Annotated in this window: 22 protein-coding genes; 5 read left to right on the forward strand and 17 right to left on the reverse strand. The window is 61.4% G+C overall.

Annotated elements, in window-relative coordinates; all coding sequences use genetic code 11:
• Window positions 1-76 precede the first annotated feature (76 nt).
• Together AC515T_RS20300 and AC515T_RS20305 are read right to left on the reverse strand one after the other, a co-directional pair.
• Window positions 77-1,006, reverse strand: a complete 930-nt coding sequence (locus AC515T_RS20300) for an electron transfer flavoprotein subunit alpha/FixB family protein (protein ID WP_496529777.1) — start codon at window positions 1,004-1,006, stop codon at window positions 77-79.
• A 2-nt stretch (window positions 1,007-1,008) separates the two neighbouring features.
• On the reverse strand, window positions 1,009-1,758 hold the full coding sequence (locus AC515T_RS20305; RefSeq protein ID WP_496529778.1) for an electron transfer flavoprotein subunit beta/FixA family protein: 750 nt from the start codon (window positions 1,756-1,758) through the stop codon (window positions 1,009-1,011).
• Between the two features lie 544 nt (window positions 1,759-2,302).
• On the opposite strand from AC515T_RS20305, the gene AC515T_RS20310 reads away from it, so the two are divergent.
• Window positions 2,303-3,967, forward strand: coding sequence for an electron transfer flavoprotein-ubiquinone oxidoreductase (locus tag AC515T_RS20310; protein WP_496529779.1), 1,665 nt, complete (start codon window positions 2,303-2,305; stop codon window positions 3,965-3,967).
• A gap of 184 nt (window positions 3,968-4,151) precedes the next feature.
• On the opposite strand, the gene AC515T_RS20315 is transcribed toward AC515T_RS20310, so the two are convergent.
• Window positions 4,152-5,042: an AraC family transcriptional regulator gene (locus AC515T_RS20315; RefSeq protein WP_496529780.1), complete on the reverse strand. Its 891-nt coding sequence runs from the start codon at window positions 5,040-5,042 to the stop codon at window positions 4,152-4,154.
• Between the two features lie 180 nt (window positions 5,043-5,222).
• Between AC515T_RS20315 and AC515T_RS20320 the strand changes: the two genes are divergently transcribed.
• Window positions 5,223-6,275 (forward strand): NAD(P)-dependent alcohol dehydrogenase, encoded by a 1,053-nt coding sequence (locus AC515T_RS20320; RefSeq protein WP_496529781.1) that lies wholly within the window; start codon window positions 5,223-5,225, stop codon window positions 6,273-6,275.
• 6 nt (window positions 6,276-6,281) lie between these two features.
• On the opposite strand, the gene AC515T_RS20325 is transcribed toward AC515T_RS20320, so the two are convergent.
• The 5 genes from AC515T_RS20325 to AC515T_RS20345 form a co-directional block, all read right to left on the reverse strand.
• Window positions 6,282-7,085 carry an IclR family transcriptional regulator gene (locus AC515T_RS20325; RefSeq protein ID WP_496529782.1) on the reverse strand — a complete coding sequence of 268 codons (804 nt, stop codon included), beginning with the start codon at window positions 7,083-7,085 and terminating at the stop codon, window positions 6,282-6,284.
• 59 nt (window positions 7,086-7,144) lie between these two features.
• Window positions 7,145-8,455 (reverse strand): MFS transporter, encoded by a 1,311-nt coding sequence (locus AC515T_RS20330; protein ID WP_496529783.1) that lies wholly within the window; start codon window positions 8,453-8,455, stop codon window positions 7,145-7,147.
• Window positions 8,456-8,690: 235 nt separating this feature from the next.
• Complete coding sequence (gene dgoD, locus AC515T_RS20335; RefSeq protein WP_496529784.1) at window positions 8,691-9,839, reverse strand: galactonate dehydratase; 1,149 nt, start codon at window positions 9,837-9,839, stop codon at window positions 8,691-8,693.
• 49 nt (window positions 9,840-9,888) lie between these two features.
• Window positions 9,889-10,509 carry a 2-dehydro-3-deoxy-6-phosphogalactonate aldolase gene (locus AC515T_RS20340; RefSeq protein ID WP_496529785.1) on the reverse strand — a complete coding sequence of 207 codons (621 nt, stop codon included), beginning with the start codon at window positions 10,507-10,509 and terminating at the stop codon, window positions 9,889-9,891.
• 19 nt (window positions 10,510-10,528) lie between these two features.
• A complete protein-coding gene (locus AC515T_RS20345; protein WP_496529786.1) occupies window positions 10,529-11,509 on the reverse strand; it encodes a 2-dehydro-3-deoxygalactonokinase in 981 nt (326 codons plus the stop codon).
• Window positions 11,510-11,697: 188 nt separating this feature from the next.
• On the opposite strand from AC515T_RS20345, the gene AC515T_RS20350 reads away from it, so the two are divergent.
• Window positions 11,698-12,330: a glutathione S-transferase family protein gene (locus AC515T_RS20350; RefSeq protein ID WP_496529787.1), complete on the forward strand. Its 633-nt coding sequence runs from the start codon at window positions 11,698-11,700 to the stop codon at window positions 12,328-12,330.
• A gap of 3 nt (window positions 12,331-12,333) precedes the next feature.
• On the opposite strand, the gene AC515T_RS20355 is transcribed toward AC515T_RS20350, so the two are convergent.
• Window positions 12,334-12,816, reverse strand: a complete 483-nt coding sequence (locus AC515T_RS20355; protein ID WP_053123788.1) for a GNAT family N-acetyltransferase — start codon at window positions 12,814-12,816, stop codon at window positions 12,334-12,336.
• A gap of 190 nt (window positions 12,817-13,006) precedes the next feature.
• Between AC515T_RS20355 and AC515T_RS20360 the strand changes: the two genes are divergently transcribed.
• Together AC515T_RS20360 and AC515T_RS20365 are read left to right on the forward strand one after the other, a co-directional pair.
• Complete coding sequence (locus AC515T_RS20360; RefSeq protein ID WP_496529788.1) at window positions 13,007-13,351, forward strand: hypothetical protein; 345 nt, start codon at window positions 13,007-13,009, stop codon at window positions 13,349-13,351.
• Between the two features lie 32 nt (window positions 13,352-13,383).
• Window positions 13,384-13,764: a Rho termination factor N-terminal domain-containing protein gene (locus AC515T_RS20365; protein WP_496529789.1), complete on the forward strand. Its 381-nt coding sequence runs from the start codon at window positions 13,384-13,386 to the stop codon at window positions 13,762-13,764.
• Between the two features lie 413 nt (window positions 13,765-14,177).
• On the opposite strand, the gene araH is transcribed toward AC515T_RS20365, so the two are convergent.
• The 8 genes from araH to AC515T_RS20405 form a co-directional block, all read right to left on the reverse strand.
• On the reverse strand, window positions 14,178-15,146 hold the full coding sequence (gene araH, locus AC515T_RS20370) for an L-arabinose ABC transporter permease AraH (protein ID WP_025214842.1): 969 nt from the start codon (window positions 15,144-15,146) through the stop codon (window positions 14,178-14,180).
• Window positions 15,147-15,156: 10 nt separating this feature from the next.
• A complete protein-coding gene (gene araG / locus AC515T_RS20375) occupies window positions 15,157-16,701 on the reverse strand; it encodes an L-arabinose ABC transporter ATP-binding protein AraG (protein WP_496529790.1) in 1,545 nt (514 codons plus the stop codon).
• 75 nt (window positions 16,702-16,776) lie between these two features.
• The gene (locus AC515T_RS20380) at window positions 16,777-17,781 is read right to left on the reverse strand and encodes a substrate-binding domain-containing protein (protein ID WP_496529791.1); all 1,005 of its coding nucleotides are present in this window, start codon (window positions 17,779-17,781) and stop codon (window positions 16,777-16,779) included.
• A gap of 174 nt (window positions 17,782-17,955) precedes the next feature.
• Window positions 17,956-18,774 carry an SDR family oxidoreductase gene (locus AC515T_RS20385; protein WP_053186253.1) on the reverse strand — a complete coding sequence of 273 codons (819 nt, stop codon included), beginning with the start codon at window positions 18,772-18,774 and terminating at the stop codon, window positions 17,956-17,958.
• A gap of 236 nt (window positions 18,775-19,010) precedes the next feature.
• Complete coding sequence (locus AC515T_RS20390; RefSeq protein WP_496529792.1) at window positions 19,011-19,886, reverse strand: SMP-30/gluconolactonase/LRE family protein; 876 nt, start codon at window positions 19,884-19,886, stop codon at window positions 19,011-19,013.
• Window positions 19,883-20,629, reverse strand: coding sequence for a FadR/GntR family transcriptional regulator (locus tag AC515T_RS20395; protein WP_496529793.1), 747 nt, complete (start codon window positions 20,627-20,629; stop codon window positions 19,883-19,885). Before AC515T_RS20395 ends, AC515T_RS20390 begins: the two co-directional genes overlap by 4 nt.
• 292 nt (window positions 20,630-20,921) lie before the next feature.
• Window positions 20,922-21,482 (reverse strand): DUF1285 domain-containing protein, encoded by a 561-nt coding sequence (locus AC515T_RS20400; RefSeq protein WP_060741241.1) that lies wholly within the window; start codon window positions 21,480-21,482, stop codon window positions 20,922-20,924.
• 15 nt (window positions 21,483-21,497) lie between these two features.
• On the reverse strand, window positions 21,498-22,103 hold the full coding sequence (locus tag AC515T_RS20405; protein WP_496529794.1) for a DUF4823 domain-containing protein: 606 nt from the start codon (window positions 22,101-22,103) through the stop codon (window positions 21,498-21,500).
• Window positions 22,104-22,314: the final 211 nt, after the last annotated feature.

Consider the following 22,314-nt stretch of genomic DNA (forward strand, 5'->3'; position numbering starts at 1 on the left):
TGCAGCGAAAACAAACAGTGCAGAAAATAAAAAGCCCGGCCAAAGGGCCGGGCTCTTTATAAGTGAAGACGCCGGATTAGACCAGCTTCTCCAGCTCAGGGATGGCTTCGAACAAGTCCGCCACCAGGCCATAGTCGGCCACCTGGAAGATCGGCGCTTCTTCGTCCTTGTTGATCGCAACGATCACCTTGGAGTCTTTCATGCCGGCCAAGTGCTGGATCGCGCCGGAGATACCGACGGCGATGTACAGCTGTGGCGCAACGATCTTGCCGGTCTGGCCGACCTGCATGTCGTTGGGCACGAAACCGGCGTCGACCGCGGCGCGGGAAGCACCGACGGCGGCGCCCAGCTTGTCGGCCAGGGCGTACAGGTGCTTGAAGTTGTCACCGTTCTGCATGCCACGCCCGCCCGAAACGACGATCTTGGCCGCAGTCAGTTCAGGACGGTCGGACTTGGCCAGTTCTTCGTTGACGAAGCTGGAGATGCCGGCGTCGTGGGCAGCACCGACGGCTTCAACGGCAGCCGAACCACCTTCGGCGGCAACCGGGTCGAAACCGGTGGCGCGCACGGTGATGACCTTGACCGCAGCGTTCGATTGCACGGTGGCAATGGCGTTGCCGGCGTAGATCGGGCGCTTGAAGGTGTCGGCGCTTTCCACCGAGATGATTTCGGATATCTGGTCAACGTCCAGTGCGGCGGCCACGCGTGGCAGGATGTTCTTGCCGTTGGAAGTGGCGGCCGCCAGGATGTGGCTGTAGCCCTTGCCCAGCTCTGCAACCAGCGGAGCAACGTTTTCCGGCAACTGATGCGCGTAGGCAGCGTTGTCGGCCGACAGCACTTTTGCCACGCCAGCGATTTTCGCAGCGGCTTCGGCAACGGCGCCAGCGCCCTGCCCGGCTACCAGGACGTGCACATCACCGCCGATTTTGGCAGCGGCAGCAACAGTGTTCAGCGTGGCCGGAGCCAGCGCCTTGTTATCGTGTTCGGCGATTACCAAGATAGTCATGATCAGATTACCTTCGCTTCGTTTTTCAGTTTCTCGACCAGTTCAGCCACCGACTTGACCTTGATGCCCGCGCTGCGTGCAGCCGGCGCTTCGACTTTGACGGTCTTGTTGGTGGAGGCGGTGGAAACGCCCAAAGCGTCAGGCGTCAGCACTTCAAGCGGCTTCTTCTTGGCTTTCATGATGTTTGGCAGGGACGCGTAGCGCGGCTCGTTCAAACGCAGGTCGGTGGTGACGATGGCCGGCAGTTTCAGGGAAACGGTCTGCGCGCCGCCGTCGATCTCGCGGGTCACGGCAACGCTGTCGCCGGACACTTCGACTTTCGACGCGAACGTGCCCTGACCGTAGCCGCTCAATGCCGCGAGCATCTGGCCGGTCTGGTTGTTGTCGCTGTCGATGGCCTGCTTGCCAAGGATCACCAGCTGTGGCTGTTCCTTGTCGACAACGGCCTTGAGCAGCTTGGCCACGGCCAGCGAGGTCAGGTCTTCGGTGGATTCGACGAGGATGGCGCGATCGGCACCCAGTGCCAGCGCGGTGCGCAGTTGTTCCTGGGCGGTGGTCGGGCCGATGGAGACGACGACGATTTCCGTTGCCACGCCTTTCTCTTTCAGGCGTACGGCTTCTTCCACGGCGATTTCGCAGAAGGGGTTCATCGACATCTTGACGTTGGCGAGGTCGACGCCGGAGTTGTCCGCCTTGACGCGAACCTTGACGTTATAGTCGACCACTCGTTTGACAGCTACAAGAACCTTCATGGATTCCTCGTTACTCTCCGGTGAAAAAAAGTCGCCTAGGCGAACCTGGCGGTTGATGCTCATGGGCGCAAGGGCACCTCTAAAAACGCCGGCATGAACCACACATGACCCTGCTCACGGGAGTGAAGACCATTCGTCAGTGATGACCGATGGGTCATTCATTATCGCGGCGTGTAAACTGCGCCTCGGAACCGCGCAATACGTCACTTTGTGCTGCCTTCGCCCTGTCTTTAGAGGTGCTCTTGGAACCAACAGTCAGCCTACGGCGAGCGCAAAACCGCCCGTATCTTGACCGGAACGCCTATTCCGGTCAATACGGCAAAATGGTCAGTCATAAGCCGTACGTCAGTGATTTATCTGGGCTGCGGCAATTTCAAACAAACGTTTGTATTGGACCCTGAGAGTGGTGTAGATATAATGCGCCGCTTAAGAGAGACCCGCGGTCCATCCATTGTCGCTTTCGTCGGTTTTTGCGAAGCAAACAACGGATGCAACGCCAAACCTCCAATTAGAAAAACTGTGAGCCTTGAGTAGGAGATAGCCTGTGGAACGCGAATACATGGAATTCGACGTGGTCATCGTCGGTGCCGGCCCCGCTGGCCTGTCTGCCGCTTGCCGACTGAAACAGAAGGCCGCCGAAGCCGGTAAGGAAATCAGCGTCTGCGTGGTCGAAAAAGGTTCCGAAGTCGGTGCGCACATTCTCTCCGGCGCGGTGTTCGAGCCCCGCGCCCTGAACGAACTGTTCCCGGACTGGAAAGAACTCGGCGCGCCGTTGAACACGCCCGTCGTTCGCGATGACATTTATGTCCTGAGAAACGCCGAGGCCGCGAGCAAAATCCCTGACTTCTTTGTGCCCAAGACCATGCACAACGAAGGCAACTATATTATTTCCCTGGGCAACCTGTGCCGCTGGCTGGCCCAGCAGGCTGAGAACCTGGGCGTGGAAATCTACCCGGGCTTCGCCGCCCAGGAAGCGCTGTTCGACGAGAACGGCGTGGTGCGCGGGATCATCACCGGCGACCTGGGTGTCGACCGCGAAGGGCACCCGAAGGAAGGCCTCTACACCCCGGGCATGGAACTGCGCGGCAAGTACACGCTGTTCGCCGAAGGCTGCCGTGGCCACATCGGCAAGCAGTTGATCAAGCGTTTCAACCTGGACAGCGACGCCGACGCCCAGCACTACGGCATCGGCCTGAAGGAAATCTGGGAAATCGACCCGGCCAAGCATCAACCCGGCCTGGTGGTGCACACCGCCGGTTGGCCGCTGGACATCATGGGCACCGAGAACACCGGCGGCTCCTTCCTCTATCACCTGGAAAACAACCAGGTGGTGGTCGGCCTGATCATCGACCTGTCCTACAGCAACACCTTCCTGTCGCCGTTCGACGAGTTCCAGCGCCTCAAGCATCACCCGGTGCTCAAGCAGTACCTGGAGGGTGGCAAACGCGTCAGCTACGGCGCCCGTGCCATCTGCAAGGGCGGCCTGAACTCGCTGCCGAAAATGGTCTTCAAGGGCGGCGCGCTGATCGGTTGCGACCTCGGCACCCTGAACTTCGCCAAGATCAAGGGCAGCCACACCGCCATGAAATCCGGCATGCTCGCCGCCGAGGCCGTAGCCGATCGCTTGTTCGCCGAGTCCGAAGGCGGTGATGAACTGACCGCCTACGTCGACAGTTTCAAGAGCAGCTGGCTGTACGAAGAACTGTTCGCCAGCCGCAACTTCGGTGCCGCGATCCACAAGTACGGCGCGATCATCGGCGGTGGTTTCAACTGGCTCGACCAGAACATCTTCGGCGGCAAAATACCGTTCACCCTGCACGACAACAAGCCTGACTACGCTTGCCTGAAACTGGCGGCCGATTGCAAGAAGATCGACTACCCGAAACCGGACGGCAAGCTCAGCTTCGACAAACTCAGCTCGGTGTTCATCTCCGGTACCAACCACGAAGAAGAACAACCCTGCCACCTGAAGCTGACCGACCCGAGCATCCCGATCAGCAAGAACCTGCCGCTGTACGACGAACCGGCCCAGCGCTACTGCCCGGCTGGCGTGTACGAAGTGGTGACCAAGGAAGACGGCGAGAAGCGCTTCCAGATCAATGCCCAGAACTGCGTTCACTGCAAGACCTGCGACATCAAGGACCCCGCACAGAACATCACCTGGGTGTCGCCGGAAGGCGCTGGCGGACCGACTTACCCGAACATGTAAGCCGACACGCTGAACATCGAGGCTCCCGCAATGGGGGCCTTTTTGTTGCCTACATTTCAAGGCACACCACCGTCCAAATGTGGGAGCGAGCTTGCTCGCGATAGCGGTTTATCATTCAACACAGATGTCGGCTGACACACCGCCATCGCGAGCAAGCTCGCTCCCACAAGGGCACATCACAGGATCAAGCGGCGCGCTCTTCCCCGGGGTTGCGTTCGAAGTAGCGCTTGTACTCGCGACTGAACTGCGAGGGGCTCTGATACCCCACCTGATGCGCAACCTGGGCCACGCCCATGCCCTCGATCAGCAGCAACCGCTGAGCCTTGAGCAGTCGCAGTCGCTTGAGGTATTGCACCGGCGACAACAGCGTGCTGCGTTTGAAATGTTCATGGAAGGTCGAAGCACTCATGTTCGCGCAACTGGCCAGTGTCTCGACGTTCAGCGGTTCGGTGAAGTGCGCATGCAAATGGCTCAGGGCCGCGGCAATCCGGGCGAACTGGCCTTGCTGCTCCACCAGCGCCCGCAGCACATCGGCCTGGGGCCCGCGCAATGCGACGAACAGCAACTCCCGCAGCCGCGCCTGACCCATGACCTGGCATTCCAACGGATCGTGCAGGCAGCGCAACAAACGCTCGACACACCCACGCATGGCGTCATCGAGCACTGCGCAGGTCATTGATTCCGGCGTCTGCGGCGCCAGGTTCCGACCCGGTACCAGCCCCATGGCCAGCACCAGTTCCCCCAGCATCGCCCGATCGATCGCAACGGAAACCCCGAGCAATGGAGCATTGGGCATGGCGTAGGTTTCGCATTCGAACGGCACTGGCAAGGCCTGGATCAGATAATGCCCGGCGCCATATTCCAGCGTGCGAGGCCCCAGGTACGCCAGTTTGCTGCCCTGGGCAATGATCACCAGGCTCGGTTCGTAGAGCTGCGGGCCACGGGCGACGTCCTGGCTGGCCCGAAGCACATGGACACCGGGCAGTGACGTCGGGACGAAACCGTCGCGGGTCGCCAAGGGTTCTATCAATGAAACCAGCGTGGCGTTGGCATCGAGATGGCGGGTCAACAACATGGGCGAAAACTTCACGAAAAAAGGGATGAAAGCATCATCGCAGGTCTAATGCTTCGTAGGATCAAACCATAGCCAATGTCGGAGGAATAGGCATGACACGCGTAGGAATCGCCATCGCCGCGAAGCGACATGACTCCCACAATGGTCCACCTCACCGTTCACTGCTTAGCGAGGTCCATCATGTACACAGCCATCGGATATGCCGCCCAGTCGGCCACCACTCCCCTCGCCCCCATGAAATTCGAGCGTCGCAGCCCGCGAGCCGACGATGTGGCGATCGACATTCTCTACTGCGGGGTCTGCCACTCCGACATCCACCAGGCCCGCAATGAATGGGGCATCGCCGTTTATCCGTTGATGCCCGGCCATGAGATTGTAGGCAAAGTCACCGCCGTCGGTGCGAATGTCACCCGCTACAAGGTCGGCGACCTGGTGGGCGTTGGTTGCATGGTCGACTCCTGCCGCGAGTGCGAAGCGTGTCGCGCTGACTTGGAGCAATACTGCTACCAGGGCATGACGCAGACCTACGCCAGCCCGGACCGTATCAGCGGCGGCCACACCATGGGCGGGTACTCCAACAGCATCGTGGTCAGCGAGCACTTCGTGCTGCGCATCCCGGAAACCCTCGATCCAGCCGGTGCCGCGCCGATTCTCTGCGCCGGCATCACCACCTACTCGCCCCTCAAGCATTACGGCGTGAAGGCCGGCGACAAGGTCGGCGTGCTGGGCATGGGCGGCCTCGGTCACATGGGCATCAAGTTCGCCAAGGCCATGGGCGCGGAAGTGACGTTGTTCACCCGCTCGGCCAGCAAGGCTGACGAGGCCCGTCGCCAGGGTGCCGACCATGTGATCGTGTCCACCGACGCCGAACAGATGGCCGCTGCCGCCGGTCATTTCAACTTCCTGCTGGACACCATTCCGGTGCAGCACGACCTCAACCCCTACCTCAGTACCTTGCGGTTCGACGGTGTACACATCCTGGTGGGCCTGGTCGAGCCGATCGATCCGCCAGTCCATGCGGCCAACTTGATCATGGGCCGTCGCGTCCTGGCCGGCTCGTTGATCGGCGGTATCGCCGAAACCCAGGAAGTGCTGGATTTCTGCGCCGAACACAACATCAGCTGCGACATTGAAATGCTCGATATCCGCCAGATCAACGAGGCCTACAGCCGCATGATCGCAGGCGACGTGAAGTATCGCTTCGTCATCGATATGGCGACGCTCAAGGCCTGACGTTCGTCAGACCTTGGCGCCCAGTTCCGCCGATAGCCGGGCTGTGACCCCTTTGACCAGGGGAATCAGCTCGGCCATTTTTTCCAGCGGCATGTACGGCACGGTGCTGGCGATGCTGATACCGGCGACGATGCGCTTGCCGGCGTCACGGATCGGCGCCGCCACACAGCGAATCGACGGTTCGTTATCTTCCAGGTCGAAGGCATAGCCCCCCGCCACATACTCCACCATCCGTTGCTGGAACTGCTCCCAGGATTGCTCCTGATGCTGGGGCCAGAACTGATTTTTCCCACCCGCCGGCAGGCTGATTTCATACAGCCGCTTCCATTGTTCCTGAGTGTCATCGAGCATCAGCGCCTTGCCGATCCCGGTGCGCGCCAACGGCATGCGGTGGCCTACGCGCGAGCGCATTTCCGGGCCGTTACGCCCCGGATTCTTCAGCAGGTACAAGACTTCGTCGCCCTCGCGAATCGCCAGGTGAACGGTGTCCCCGGTCAGCGCCGACAGCTCGTCCAGGTACGGTCCCGCCAGGCTCACCAGCGGCAGCTCTTCCCGGGCCTGGAAACCCAGCTCGATCAACTTCGGCCCCAGCAGGTAACCCACTTGCGGCACCACGCGCAGGTAACGTTCGTCCACCAGGCAACTGGCCAGGCGATGGGTGGTGCTGCGGGTGGTGCCGATCAGCCGGGCGATTTCCTTCAAGTCACGGGCGCCGCTGGCGACCGCCTGGACCACGCCCAGGCCACGCAGCAATGTCTGCGTGCCTGTGGGCGCGGCGTCCTTGGTCATTTTTGGATCGTCTTGCTGCATAGCCGGCCTTCAACAATGAGCGGGGAACGGGCGGCATTATGGTCGCCCGCCCCGTCGGACTACAACTCGATGCGCTCGACCTTCCCGACCAGCAGGATGTAGGACAGCGCACCAGCCAATGCCAGGACAGAGATATAGGTAATGGCCGGGGAGAACGAATCGCCGCTGGCGAGGAAGCCAATCACGATCGGCGTGGCGATGGCCGCCAGGTTGCCGATGAAGTTGAACACCCCGCCGGTCAGCCCGAGCAACCGCGCCGGGGCCAGCGTGGAGACCAGTGACCAAGTGATCGACGCCAGGCCATTGCCGAAAAACGCCAGGGCCAGGAAGGCAATCACCAGCGGCGTCGATTCGACAAAGTTGGCGCCGATGATCGAGGTGGAAATCAACAGGCCACCAATGATCGGCAGCTTGCGAGCGAACCCCACCGTGGCACCACGACGGATCAACCAGTCGGAGAAAAACCCGGAACACAGCACGCCGACGAACGCCGCGAGAAATGGCAACGACGCCAGCAGGCCAGACTTGATGAAGTCCATGCCGCGATATTTCACCAGGTAGGTCGGGAACCACGTCAGGAAAAACCACAACGTAGAGTTGAGGCAGAACTGACCGAGGTAAATGCCCCACAGCTTGCGCTGGGTCAGGACGATCCCCAGGTCCGCCCAGCTGAATTTTGCCTTGGCCTTGGCGGTATCGGCCTGGATATCCACCAGCCCGCCACCTTCGCGGATCAATTCGATTTCGGCGGCGTTGGCGCCTTTGAAATCCCGGGGCTCGCGATACACCGCGTACCAGATCAGCGCCCAGAGAATGCCCACCGCGCCCGTGGCGACAAACACCATGTGCCAACCGAAAGCGTGTTGCAGCCAGGCCAATACCGGAGTCAGGAAGGCCAGCCCGACAAACTGCCCGGAGGTGTAGAAACCGATGGCCGTGGCCCGCTCGCGCTCGGGAAACCAGGTGGTGACCACGCGGCTGTTGATCGGATAAGCCGGCGCTTCCAGGGCTCCCACCGCCATGCGCAGCACGAACAATGCGATGAAACTCGCGGCGAACCCCAGCATCACCGTGGCCACCGACCACAACAGCAACGCCACGCTATAGAGAATGCGCGGCGGCACCCGATCCACCAGCCACCCACCGGGGATCTGCATGGCGGCGTAGGTCCAGCCGAACGCCGAGAAAATCAGCCCGACGTGGATCGGGTCGATGCCCAGGTCGCTGGTCAATGCGGGGGCGGCAATCGAGAGGTTACTGCGGTCCAGGTAATTGATCACCACGGTGATGAACAGCAGGACCATGATGAAAAAACGCTTGCGGCTGGGCGTCACCAACGACGCTTGCGCGCTCAGGGTGTGCGCTTGCATGTGAGGTGCCTCTTTTTATGTTTATTGAGGAAACGGGCGCATCGAAGAAGATCTCCCTGCTTGCGAAGATCAACTGTGGGAGCGAGCTTGCTCGCGATGACGGTGTGTCAGTTGGTGCATGTGTGACTGATACATTGCCATCGCGAGCAAGCTCGCTCCCACAGGGGACCTGGGGTGCGCATGAGCTCTGCATTCACCACAGGACCACAGGGACTTTGGGTGGATCAGGCGTGACTCACCACTCGGCAAAACTGCCATCAGCATGGCGCCAGATCGGGTTGCGCCAGCGGTGGCCGATGGCCGCACGCTCGATGACGTATTCCTCGTTGATCTCGATACCCAGGCCCGGGCCATTGGGGATCTTCACGAAGCCCTTGTCGTAGTCGAACACCTGCGGGTCCTTGATGTAATCCAACAGGTCGTTGCTCTCGTTGTAGTGAATGCCCAGGCTCTGCTCCTGGATGAACGCGTTGTAGCAGACCGCATCCAGTTGCAGGCACGCCGCCAGGGCGATGGGGCCCAGCGGGCAGTGCAACGCCAGCGCCACGTCGTAGGCCTCGGCCATGTTGGCGATCTTGCGGGTTTCGGTGATGCCGCCGGCGTGGGACGCATCCGGTTGGATGATGTCCACGTAGCCTTCGCTGAGTACGCGCTTGAAATCCCAACGCGAGAACAACCGCTCGCCCAGGGCAATCGGGGTGCTGGTCAGCGGCGCCAATTCCTTGAGGGCTTCGTAGTTTTCGCTGAGCACCGGCTCCTCGATGAACATCAGTTTGTAAGGGTCGAGTTCCTTCATCAGCACCTTGGCCATCGGCTTGTGCACGCGGCCGTGGAAGTCCACGCCAATGCCAACGTTCGGCCCGACCGCATCGCGCACCGCCGCCACGTTGGCCAGGGCCAGGTCGACTTTTTCGAAGGTGTCGAGAAACTGCAGCTCTTCGGTGCCGTTCATCTTCACCGCCGTGAAGCCCCGCGCCACCGCCTCTTTCGCCGCCCGGGCGGTATCTGCCGGCCGGTCGCCGCCAATCCACGAATACACACGGATCTTATCCCGCACCTGGCCACCCAGCAGGTCACTGACCGACACGCCCAGGGCCTTGCCCTTGATGTCCCACAGCGCCTGGTCGATACCGGCCAGGGCGCTCATGTGAATGGCACCACCGCGGTAAAAGCCGCCGCGATAAAGCACGGTCCAGATGTCTTCGATGTTGCGTGGGTCTTTGCCGATCAGGTAGTCGGACAATTCCTCGACTGCGGCCGCCACCGTGTGGGCACGGCCTTCGACCACGGGCTCGCCCCAACCGGACACGCCCTCGTCGGTTTCGACCTTGAGGAAGCACCAGCGCGGCGGAACGATAAACGTGGTCAGCTTGGTGATTTTCATCTTGTTGTCTCTCTTGTCAGATGCAGCGCACGGAGCGCTGGAAAAGTCTTCAGTTCAAGGCATTCCATGCCGCCACGTAGGCCTTGGCGCGTACCGCCACTTCATCCGCTGTCAGGCCCGGCTTGAACAGCCCGGAGCCGAGGCCGAAACCCTTGACGCCGGCTTCGACGAACACCGCCATGTTGTCCGGCGTAATCCCGCCCACCGGCACCAGCACGGTCCCGGCCGGCAGCACCGCGAGCCAGGCCTTGACCACCGCCGGGCCCATTTGCTCGGCGGGAAACATCTTCAGCACATGGGCGCCTTCGGCCAATGCAGCGAAGGCTTCGGTGGGCGTGGCGACGCCTGGCGACAGGTACAAGCCCGCCGCTTTCGCCGCACGCAGCACCTTAGGGTCGCTGTGGGGCATGACGATCACTTGGCCACCGGCGGCTCTCACCTGCTCGACCTGTTCCGGCGTGAGCACGGTGCCGGCACCGATCAGGCAATCGGCGGGCAAGGTATTGCGCAGGATGCGGATACTTTCGTACGGCTCGGGGGAATTGAGCGGTACTTCGATGACGCGAAATCCGGCGCCGTACAGGACTTCGCCGATGGCCGCCGCCTCTTCGGGACGCAGGCCCCGCAGGATCGCGATCAGCCCGTTGTGCGCCAGTGCTTGTGTGAGCATGTCAGACCTCCAATCAGGTTCAGGGGGCGGTGGAATCGAGCAACCCGGCCGCCACGGCCAGCTGCCACAAACCGCGTTCGGTGGCCTGTTCGGCCAGGACCACCCGGGCGAAGCCGCAGGCGTCGAGGGCCCGTTGATAACGGACACAGAGTTGGGAGTTGCCGATCAGCACTACCGTCGGCAGATGGATGCTGTCGCGGCGGCGGCGTTGTACCTCGGCCAGCGCCGTCAGCTCATGGCCGATCAACAGGCCCGAGAGGTAGTCCGCCTGGGCGCTGGCGCCCAACTCGCCGGTCAAGCCCAGGCTGCGGGCGCTGAACACGGTGGACAACGGACCGATCTGGCCGTCCACCGATAACGCCACTTGCACACCACGATCAAAGGCCACGCCATCGAACGTTGCATTCCGTTGCTGGGTGCGGCCGAGAATGCTGTGGTCACTGAGCACAGCGAAGATCTCGCCGGTCATGAAGGTATCGAAATGCACGATGCGGCCGTCGGCCACTTCCACCCATTTCGAATGACTGCCGGGCAGGCCGATCAGCACCGCTTCGTCCGGCAGGCTGTGCAAGGCGCCAAGCACTTGGGTTTCTTCGCCGCGCATGACATTGGGCAAGCGTGAACGCTGAATCACGCCCGGCACGATGTGCACATCGACACCGCGAAGGCTGCGAACGGTTTGCAGGGAATGTCCGAGATTGGCGACGTTGGCGGGTGTGTCGCAGTACGGCGCCTCACGCCAGCCCTGAGCACTGCCGACCATACCGCAGGCAATCACAGGCAAGCCTGGCTGTGCATCGAGCCAATCGCCGCAGGCCTCGTCGAAGGCCAGTTCGAAACCGTCTATGCACACCCGGCCGACCACGGTCCGCGGCCCGGACGGCAACTGCATGATCCCCGACGACAGCGAACGCTGCTCGAGCACCTCGCCACCGGCTGCGAGTTTGTAAGCCCGTAATGAGGTGGTCCCCCAATCGAGCGCGATCAATTGCGCCTGCATCCGCTTCACCTGTTCTGTTTTTTGGCAGTGAGTGAGACGGACTATAAACCTGGGCGCGATAAAGTCTCAATATATAAATATCAATCCCACATAATGGGATTCTTTACATCAACGACAAAGCCAATCGCCTTCCACCCAAGACCCTGCTACGTTTCTGATCGGACGCCAAACAACTCAGGGAAAAAGTGATGGGACAACTGCTGAAAATCCTCGGTCGTACTTCCTCGATCAACGTCAGAAAAGTGTTGTGGACCTGCCAGGAACTGGACATCGCCTACGAGCGCGAAGATTGGGGCATCGGCTTTGCCTCGACCCAGGACCCGGCGTTCCTGGCCTTGAATCCCAATGCCCAGGTGCCGGTGATCATTGATGAGAATGGCGTGCTCTGGGAGTCGAACACTATTTGCCGCTACTTGGTGGGCAAGCATGGGCGCAGCGATCTGCTGCCCGTCGAACCTGCCGCACGGGCGCGTGTCGAGCAGTGGATGGATTGGCAAGCCACGGAACTCAACCCGTCGTGGGGCGATGCGTTCTACGGACTGGTGCGCAAACACCCGGATTTCCAGGACCCACAACTCATCGCCGCCGGGGTCAAAGGCTGGAACGAGAAGATGGGTTTGCTGGAACAGCAGTTGAACCGCACCGGTGCCTACGTGGCCGGTACGGCATTTTCCCTCGCGGACGTGCTCATTGGCTTGTCCGCCCACCGCTGGCGCCAGACGCCCATGGAACGCCCGGACTATCCAGCGGTGACCGCCTACTGCAAGCGGCTCGAACAGCGCCCCGGATTTGCCGAGTACGCATCCAACGCCTACTCGTGAATCTCAATTGCCGTGGGCGAAATCCCGTAGCACCTTGCCGTCCATTCGGTAGCGCACCCACTCTTCCTGTGGTTGCGCGCCGAGGGATTTGTAGAACTCGATGGCCGGCGTGTTCCAGTCCAGCACGCTCCATTCGAAGCGACCGCAATCGTTGTCGCAGGCGATCTTCGCCAAGTGGCGCAACAGCGTCTTCCCTGCCCCGCCGCCGCGCTGCTCGGGCGTGATGTACAGGTCTTCCAGATACAGGCAGTTGCTGCCCAGCCAGGTGGAATAGCTGAAGAAAAACACCGCGAAACCAATCGGCACGCCATCACGCAGGCAGATCAGCCCGTGGGCGGTCGCGCCTTCGCTGAACAGGCTGCGCTCGATGTCGGCCACGCTGGCGATGACTTCGTGGCGGGCCTTTTCGTAATCGGCCAACTCGGTGATGAAGGCAAGGATTTGAGGCGCATCGCTGGGTTGCGCAGGACGGATCTCGATCGACATGAACAGGCCTTGTAGCCAATTGAAAGCGCCATACTAAGCCGCCACGGGGCGCTCGTCACATCCCGTTCCAACTATTTGATCACGCACGCAAGCTTCTTTCGAAAAGTGCCATTCGTCGCGCCCCAGGCACCAACCCCAAACCGCCACGGCCCAAGACCAGGTAAGCATTCTAAAAAATGGAGGCGACACCATGATCACTTCAAGGCTGACTGCATTCACCTTCGCCGCGCTGCTGTCCTCGGTGGCTTTCGCGGCGTCTACCTCGGGCACCGGGCCGACCGACCCCGTGGAGCCGCCCAACTCCCCCGCCACGCAAGGCCTGCCCAAGTTGAACACCGACGGCACCGGCGGTGGCCTGAACAATGGCCAGCCACCGGCCACCGGTACCGATCCGCGCGTGCAGGGGAATGACATGGGGCGCCAGGGTGGCATGAATACGCCAGACTCGACCGCGCCTGATAACGCCGAGACCGGGGTGGGCTCGAAAACCACGACCGGTGGTTCGGGCTCCGAAGGTGGCGCCGCCAGCCAGTAGCCTCTGCCCGGACAGTTGAGGAGGAACATCCCATGCCTCGTGGAAGCAAAGACAAATACACCGCTGAGCAAAAGCGCAAGGCCGAACACATTGAAAAGAGTTACGAGAAAAAAGGTGTGTCCGAGAACAAGGCCGAGGCACGAGCCTGGGCAACGGTGAACAAGCAGTCCGGCGGCGGCGAGCGCTCCGGTGGCTCAGGCCAGGAAAAACCGGCGACGGCCAAGAAAACCGACCGCAAGGAATCGGCCCGCCGCGCCGCCAAGACCCGCGAAGGTCATCCGCGCACCAGCAAGGCCTCCCATGGGACCCAGACGGTGGACAGCCTGATGAAGGAGGCCCGGGCGAAAAATATTCCCGGGCGTTCGAAGATGCGCAAGCAGGAGCTGATCGAAGCGTTACGCAAGGCGGGGTGATGGTTGGCGTCAGGGAGGACGCTATCGCGAGCAAGCTCGCTCCCACATGGGGTCTATGCCGTGCCGAGGCTCTGAGCCCTGACACAAAAACCCTGTGGGAGCGAGCTTGCTCGCGATGGCGGTGGGTCAGGTTAGAAGGTGTTGGATGCACCGACCCTTCGCGAGCAGGCTCGCTCCCACACTGGATTTCCGCTGTACCTGGACATTGCGCCTGGCACAAAAACCTGTGGGAGCGAGCCTGCTCGCGATGGCGGTGGGTCAGGTTAGAAGGTGTTGGATGCACCGACCCTTCGCGAGCAGGCTCGCTCCCACACTGGATTTCCGCTGTACCTGGACATTGCGCCTGGCACAAAAACCTGTGGGAGCGAGCCTGCTCGCGATGGCGGTAGATCAGTCGCCAGCGATCTCTGGTTTCAGCGTTGCTTCAAGCGGTCAATGACCACCGCCAGCAACAGGATCGAACCGCGGATAACATACTGATAGAACGTGTCGATGTTCTTCAGATTCATCGCGTTTTCGATGATCGCCAAAATCAGCACGCCCGCGATGACGTGGCGAATCATGCCAATGCCACCGCTCAAGGACACCCCGCCCAGTACGCAGGCCGAGATCACGGTCAGCTCGAAGCCCTGGCCGATCATCGGTTGGCCTGAGGTCATGCGCGACGCCAGGATCACCCCGGCCAATGCGCCGATCAAGCCATGCACGGCGAAGATGATGATCTTGGTGCGATCAACGTTCACCCCAGCCAACAACGCCGCTTCCTGGTTGCCACCAATGGCCATGGTGTTGCGCCCGTAGGTGGTGTAGTTCAGCAGCCAGCCGAAAAACAGGAAGCAGACAATGGTGATCAGGATCGGCACCGGCACACCGAACAATTGGCCGTTGCCGAACACGAAGAACGATTCCTGCGACACCCCCACCGCCTTGCCGTTGGCAAAGATGTAGGCCAGGCCACGGACGATCTGCATCGTCGCCAGGGTGGTGATCAAGGCGTTGACCCGCAGCTTGGCGATGACGATGCCGTTGATCAAGCCGACGATCAGCCCCATCGCCAGCGCCGCGCTGACGCCGAGGAATACGCTGTTGGTGTCGCGCATCACCACCGCCGCGACCACGCCGGCACAGGCAATCACCGAACCGACCGACAAGTCGAAGTGCCCGGACGCCAGGCAATACAACATGGTGCACGCGGCGATGCCGGTGGTGGAAATCGCCAGGCCCAGGCCGCGCATGTTCAGCGGCGACAGGAAGTTGTCGATCATCAAGGTGCAGAGCACGAAGATACCGATGGCCGCCAGCAGCATGACCCAGTCATCCAGGAAACGGCGCAGGTCCAGGGGTTTGCGTGCCGTTGGCAGTGCATTGTTTTGAATGGTCATGATTTACCTCTCAGTTCGCCGCGTCGGCAACGCGTTGGCGCGGCAGCGCCAGTTGCAGCAGGTTGGATTCGTTGGCCTGATCGCGCGGCAACTCGCCGCGCATGGCCCCTTCGCAGAGCACCAGGATTCGGTCGGAAATGCCCATCACTTCCATCAGGTCGCTGGACACCACAATCACCGCGATGCCGTCGGCCGCCAGGTTGTGGATAATCTGATAGATCTCCGCCTTGGCGCCGATATCGATGCCACGGGTCGGCTCGTCCAGCAGCAGGACTTTCATCGGCATCGACAGCCAGCGACCGAGAATCGCCTTCTGCTGATTGCCGCCGGACAGGTACATGATTTTCTGGCTGGCCGCCGGGGTCTTCACTTTCAGCGACTTGATCTGCTTGTCGGCATTGCCCCGCTCCCAGTCGCCGCGCAACAGGCAGCCGAGCGTGGAATGAGCCGGGCGCGCACTGATGTTGATGTTCTCGCCCACGCTACCCAACGGGATGATGCCTTCCTTCTTGCGATCTTCCGGGCAGAGCAGCACGCCTGCGGCGATGGCATCCCGTGGCGAACGCAGTTTCAATTCCTTGCCGTGCAGTACGAGGCTTCCCTCGCTCTGGCGCTCCAGGCCACTGAGCAAGCGAAACAGCTCGGTACGACCGGCACCGACCAGCCCGAACAAGCCGAGGATCTCGCCCTTGTGCACCTGGAAACTCACCGGTTCGCGCAAGCCCGGCCCCAGCAAGCCCTTCACCTGCAGCGCCACATCGCCGCGCTCCCGAGGGCGGTAATCATAGATGTCCTGGATATCGCGACCGACCATGCACGTGACCAACTGATCGTGGGTCAGCTCGCTCATGTCCTCGAAGGTCCGGACATAACGACCGTCCTTGAATACCGTCACCGCGTTACAGATACGGAACACTTCTTCCATGCGGTGGCTGACGTACAGCACCACTTTGCCCTCGTCTCGCAAGCGGGCGATGATCGCCATCAAACGGTCGATTTCCCGGGCCGACAGGCTACTGGTGGGTTCGTCGAAGGCGATGACGTGGGCGCCACGGGACAAGGCCTTGGCGATTTCCACCAATTGGCGCTGACCGAGGGACAGGCGACCGACTTTTTCCTGCGGGTCGATCTCGTCGGCCAGGCCTTTGAGCAGCGTCAGCGCCTGCTGGCGCAGCACGCCACGATTGACCAGGCCGAAACGCGCCGGCAAATGGCCGAGAAACAGGTTTTCAGCGACGGTCATTTCCGGCACCAGGTGCAGCTCCTGGTGAATCACCGCCACCCCGCTGGCGATGCTGTCGGCGGTGCCCTTGAAGGCCATCGTCTGCTCGCCGATCTGCAAGTCGCCGCTGCTCGGGATGTAGGCGCCACCGAGGATCTTCAGCAACGTGGACTTGCCCGCGCCGTTCTCGCCCATCAAGGCATGCACCTGCCCCGGATGCGCGACGAAACTGATATTGGCCAGCGCCTGCACGCCAGGAAAGGACTTGCCGATCCCGTTGAACCGCAAGCTGCCGCCGATGTTGTGTTGCCGTGTCGCTGTTTGCGCTTGCATAACCACCTCGAACTTACAGAGATCAAGCGACCCCGCCACTCGTGTGACCAGGGCCGCTTTTGAATCAACCGGCCGTCAGTTCCACAGGCCGATCTTTTCCAGCTCCTGCTTGAAGTTCTCCCGGGTGATCAGCGTCACCTCGTCCATGGCGGTGTACTTCGGCGGTTCCTTGCCGGTGGTGATCCACTCGTACATCATTTCGGCGGTCTTGTAGCCTTCGATGTGCGGGCTTGGCAGCATCGAACCGAAGAAGCCGCTGTCAGGTTTCTTCAATTCACCGATGGCGTCGGTGCCATTGATGCCGATGCCGATCACATTGGCCGCCTTGAACCCGGCCGCTTCGGTGGCGCGTACGCCGCCCAGCACGGTGTTGTCGTTCATGCCGCCGATGATCAGGTTTTTCGCGGCGCTTGGCAGTTTAACCAAGGCCCCGTTGGTGGAGTCCATGCTGCCGGGTACGTCGAGGGTTTTCAGGGCCGCTGTGAGGATGTGATCTTTCGGCATACCGGCATCTTCAAGAGACTTTATCGAACCATCGGTGCGCTTCTTGCCAGTGTCCAGTTCGTTGTAGGTGTTGATCACCGCGTAGGTGTCCTTCCAATCCCAGCCGCGCTTTTTCGCTTCAGCGGCCATGGCGGCGCCCTGCTTCTGGCCCACTTCGAACGCGGCCATGCCCAGGTACGGCACGTCTTCCATGAACTTGCCCTTGGCGTCGACGAAACGGTCGTCCACGGCAATTACCTTGAGATCGTTGAGCTTGGCCTTGGCCATGATGGCCGGGCCGAGGGACACGTCCGGCGGGCAGATCACGAAGCCCTTGGCGCCGTTGGCGGCCAGGCTGTCGATGGCCGAGAGGGTCTTCTCGCCGTCGGGCACGGCGATCTTGATCAACTGGAAGCCTTTGTCCTTGGCCGCCTTCTCGGCAAACGCCCACTCGGTCTGGAACCAAGGCTCCTCGGCCTGCTTGACCAGGAAACCGATTTTTACGGGATCGGCCGCCAGCAAGTGGCTGCTGAGGCTGACCGCGGTAACCGCCAGGGCGGCGCGACACAGGGAACGGATCCCACGACGATGATTCATAGTTGACTCCTTGTTTTTTTTATTGAAAGCCAAACGTCCAGGGTCTGCTCCACCGTCGGTGGACCTGCGCAGGCTGGGCGATTACATCAAGTTGCTACACAGCATAGGTCTAAATAGTCATATCGTATGATGATTGGATTACAGGCGAAGTTTCCCACTGCAATCCAAGAATATTCAGTCGTGGTACATGACCGAACGTCCTCCATCGATGGTGATGCATGAGGCATTGATAAACGGTGCTTCGTCACTGGCCAGGAACACGGCCGTCATTGCCACTTCGATCGGTTGCCCGACGCGCCGTGGCGGGTGCAGATCCAGCGCACGCTGGCGTTCGGCATGGGGATCGGCAAAGCCGTTCCAGTAGTCGACGTTCAGTTGGGTCTCGATGTAACCCGGGGCGATGGCGTTGACGCGTACGCCTTTGGGCGCGTATTCGATGCCCAGGGCGCGGGTCAGGCCGAGCAGGCCGTGCTTGGCCACCGGGTAAGGGAAACAGCCGGGAATGATGTGGGACGAATGGACGGAGGCAATGTTGATGATGCTGCCCACGCCCTGCTCGATCATCTGCGGCAACACCGCCTTGCAGCCGTACCAGGCGCCATCCAGGTCAATGGCGAAGCAGCGGCGCCAGTCCTCTTCGGTCATTTCCAGCGGGTCACGGAAGACATTGACGCCGGCGCAGTTGACCAACACATCGATGCGACCGTGCAGCTCGACGGCGCGACGGGCCATGGCCTGCAAGTCCTGCTGTTTCGACACATCGGCCTGCAACGCTTGCACATCGGCGCCGCGTTCACGCCAGTGGGCGGCCACTGCCTCGACCTTCTGCGCCTGGATATCACTGATCACCAGCCGGGCCTGTTGCGAAGCGAACGCCGCGACGATGGCTTCGCCAATGCCTTGGGCGGCGCCGGTCAACAGCACGACCTTGTCCTTCAGGCGTTCGCCCTTGGGCGGCTCCGGCACGGGTGGCAAGACCAAGGGCTCAGCCATGGCTCAAGGCTCCCGCGTGCGGGCACGACAAAAACCGGGCATCCACGGATGACCGGCGCGAAGGCGCTTGGAAGAACAGTGGCCGGCGTACGCCACCGGGGCGTACGGGGAAAGATCGTTGCATCACTTCACCTGTTTTGTTTTTTTAGTGTGAGTGCGTATTGCCGATGGAGCCGACTATAAACCCGGCTGCCAAATAATCTCAATATATATATTTACATCCCATATTTTGGGATTTATCCAGCGAACCTTGTACAGGCCACGCCTGGCACGTCGACACGCATCGACAGCACGGCACCGTCCAGCGGGTGATCCAATGGGCTCGCCGCGCTGGTGATGTACAGCGTCTTGAGGTCTTCACCGCCGAATACACAACTGGTCGGCCGGCTGACGGGCAGTTCGATCACCCGATCGACCTGGCCGTCCGGGGTCAGCCGCAGCAGGCAACTGCCGTCCCAGCGGGCGTTCCAGATATACCCTTGGGCATCCATCGCCGAGCCATCCGGGCCGCCACGCGGGTGCGGGCCGAACCAGACCTCGGCCGGCGCCAGGTTGCCTTCCGGGTAAATAAAGTGCCGATACACCGTGCCATCCAGGCTGTCGCCGAAATACACCGTGGTGCCATCGGGGCTCCAGAGCAAGGTGTTCGGAATGCCCAGCCCGCGCAACAAGGGCTGGACCCGGCCATCACTCCCGATGCGAAACAGGCCGCCGGAGCGGTGCTCGATCGGCAAGTCCTCGCCTTCGGCACCAATGTTGTTCTGCATGGTGCCAAGCCAGAGTTGACCCAGGGGGTCGCAACGGGCCTCGTTGGCGCGATTGCCGGGCTGGGGGTCAGCCATGCGCAGCAGCGTCAGGCGCGGTTCCAGGCCCGGCGAATCAAGATCGAGACGGTAGACACCGCTACTCAGGGTCACCAAGGCGTCGCCATTCTGAGTCGGTATGAAGGCGGAGACATGCTCGGGCATCTGCCAGATCGCCACATTGGCGCCGATCAGCCGCAGCGCCTGCTTGCCGGCGATATCGACCCAATACAACGCCTGGGTCGGCACATCCCAGAAAGGCCCCTCGCCCAACTTCGCCCGGTGTTCCGTCACAGCCGTCCACTTCATTGAAACCTCCTGTTCCCGGCTTGCCCGGCGGCGTCTGTTCGACCGGCCATGACATTAGGGTAAAAGCGTTTGATCGCCAGGTCAGCGTTATCGATCAGGGTCATGCAGGCCCAGACGCCCCGCGCAGCGTCCCGGGCGGCGATGGCGTCGGCGATGTCCTTGTGGATGGGCAAGGTACGGCGCAGCTCATCAGGGTCGGCCGCCGACACCTCGAATGACACCGCCAGCAGCGCCCCCAGGGCCGGGACCATTTGTTCGATGAATTGATTATGGCTGGCGGCCAGGATGCACTCATGGAAAAACTGGTCGGCGCGGTTGTAATCGGCGCCGCTGTCCACCGCCCGCTCCAACGCATGATAGGCCAGGCGGATCGCCTGCACCTGATCGGCCGTGGCCCGCTCACAGGCCCAGCGCACCGCCATCGGCTCGATGGTACGGCGCAGGTCCAGCAAGTCATCGACGAAGTTTTCCGGCAGGCCGCTGCGTGACAGCCAACCCACCACTTGGGGGTCGAACAGGTTCCAGCGGCGCACCGGCAACACCCGCGTGCCGACTTTCGGCCCGACTTCCAGCATGCCTTTGGCGACCAAGGTCTTGATCGCCTCACGAATCACCGTGCGACTGACGCCCAGTTGCTCGCCCAAGTCCGCTTCGACCTTGATGGTTTGCCCAGGCTTGACCTGACCGGCGGCTATCCAGCCCCCCAGCCAATCGACGGTCGACGCATGAAAACTGCTGGACATGAAAACCCCGCGGGCCACTCTTATTGGAGGCCCACGCTAATCATCATACGATTGGGTGTCAATTTGAATTTTACAAAACCACTGTGGGGGCGGGCTTGCTCGCGCCAGCGGTGGGGCAGTTCAGGAGATGTTGATGATGCTGCCGTCATCGCGAGCGAGCTCGCTCCCACAGTGAACTTGGGGTGCCTGCAATATCTGTGTGCGTCACCAGACCCTGTGGGAGCGAGCTTGCTCGCGATAGCGATCGTCCAGCCAACACAAGTGCTGGATCAACCACCGCTCCCACAGAGGATCAGGGTTCCAAGCCTATGGGAAAGAACACCCCACCGCTCCACACGCCCAACCAGCGTTGCCCGTCGATCTCGCGGCTGACTGCCAGCTCCACCAGTTGGTAGAACACATTGCGATGGACCAGCGCTTCGAGATTGCTGCGCACATGCACGTAGGGCGCCGGTTCCTGGGTCTGCGGATCGATCACCACCCGCAGCGGGTGCTCGGCGCCAGCCTCAGTGGTTTCCTCGACATTGGTGGTAAAGCGCAACAACTGCCCTTCCCCCTGCCCTTCGACCTCAAGGGTCACGGCCACGAACGGCGCGTCATCGACCTTGATGCCGACTTTTTCCACAGGGGTAATCAGGAAGTAATCATCGCCGTCGCGGCGGATGATGGTGGAGAACAGCTTGACCATCGGTTTTCGGCCGATGGGCGTACCCAGGTAGTACCAGGTGCCGTCCCGGGCGATGCGCATGTCGATATCGCCGCAGAAGTCGGGGTTCCACAAGTGGACCGGCGGCAGGCCTTTGGTCTTGGGGATCTGCCCCAGCAAGTCATTGGCTTTTTGCGGTCCGCTCATGGTGACTCCTTGTGGTTACTCGTCGCTCATCCCCAACAGGCTGCGGGCATATTCACGCAACGGCGTGGCGATGAGGTCTTGGGGCTGTTTGTCGTGCAACGTCAGTAAACCGCCACGACTCTTGATCCGTGCAGTATCAATCAAATACTGGGTGCTGGTCTCGATCAACATGATTTGAATTACGCTGGTATCGACGCCCAGGCGATCCACGGCTTCTTCGTCCAGCCACTCGTCGGAGTTGCCAATGCGGTTGTCGGCCTTGGCGAACCGGGTGTACAGCAGGTAATGGGCACCGGCGGCACGGGCTTCGCCCATGGCCTGGTCGAGGCCTTCGGGAACACGGGCGCGACGGACCATGGGGAAATATTCGATGAAGCCGTTGAAGGCTTCTTCGGCCACGACGTTGGGGCGCGGATAGGCACTGCCCGGCGGAGCGAAGGCGCCCTGGGCGATGTAGATGAACGAGTCGGGCTGGATACGCAGGTTGTTCACCCGACGGCTGTCGCTATGGTCCAGCAGGCCGGCGTCGCTCATGTGATAACGAACGCCCTCTCCCATGTCGCTGACATTCATGCAACCGCCAAGCGCCAAAACGGCCAGCAGCAAAACCAGGCTACGCATCCTATTCCTCCAAAAGCCGGTGTCGGAAAACCGGCGAATGGTCGTGGGATGCAGCTTTTGCGCCAGTCCTTGGGATCGGTTGGATTTTCAGTGGCTGCCCCTGTGGCGAGGGAACTTGCTCCCGCTCGGCTGCGAAGCAGTCGTAAAATTCCCAAGGGGCCGCTTCGCTGCCCAGCGGGAGCAAGCTCCCTCGCCACGGGAATCACTGCAT

The organism is Pseudomonas sp. FSO-7 (genome assembly GCF_059579345.1).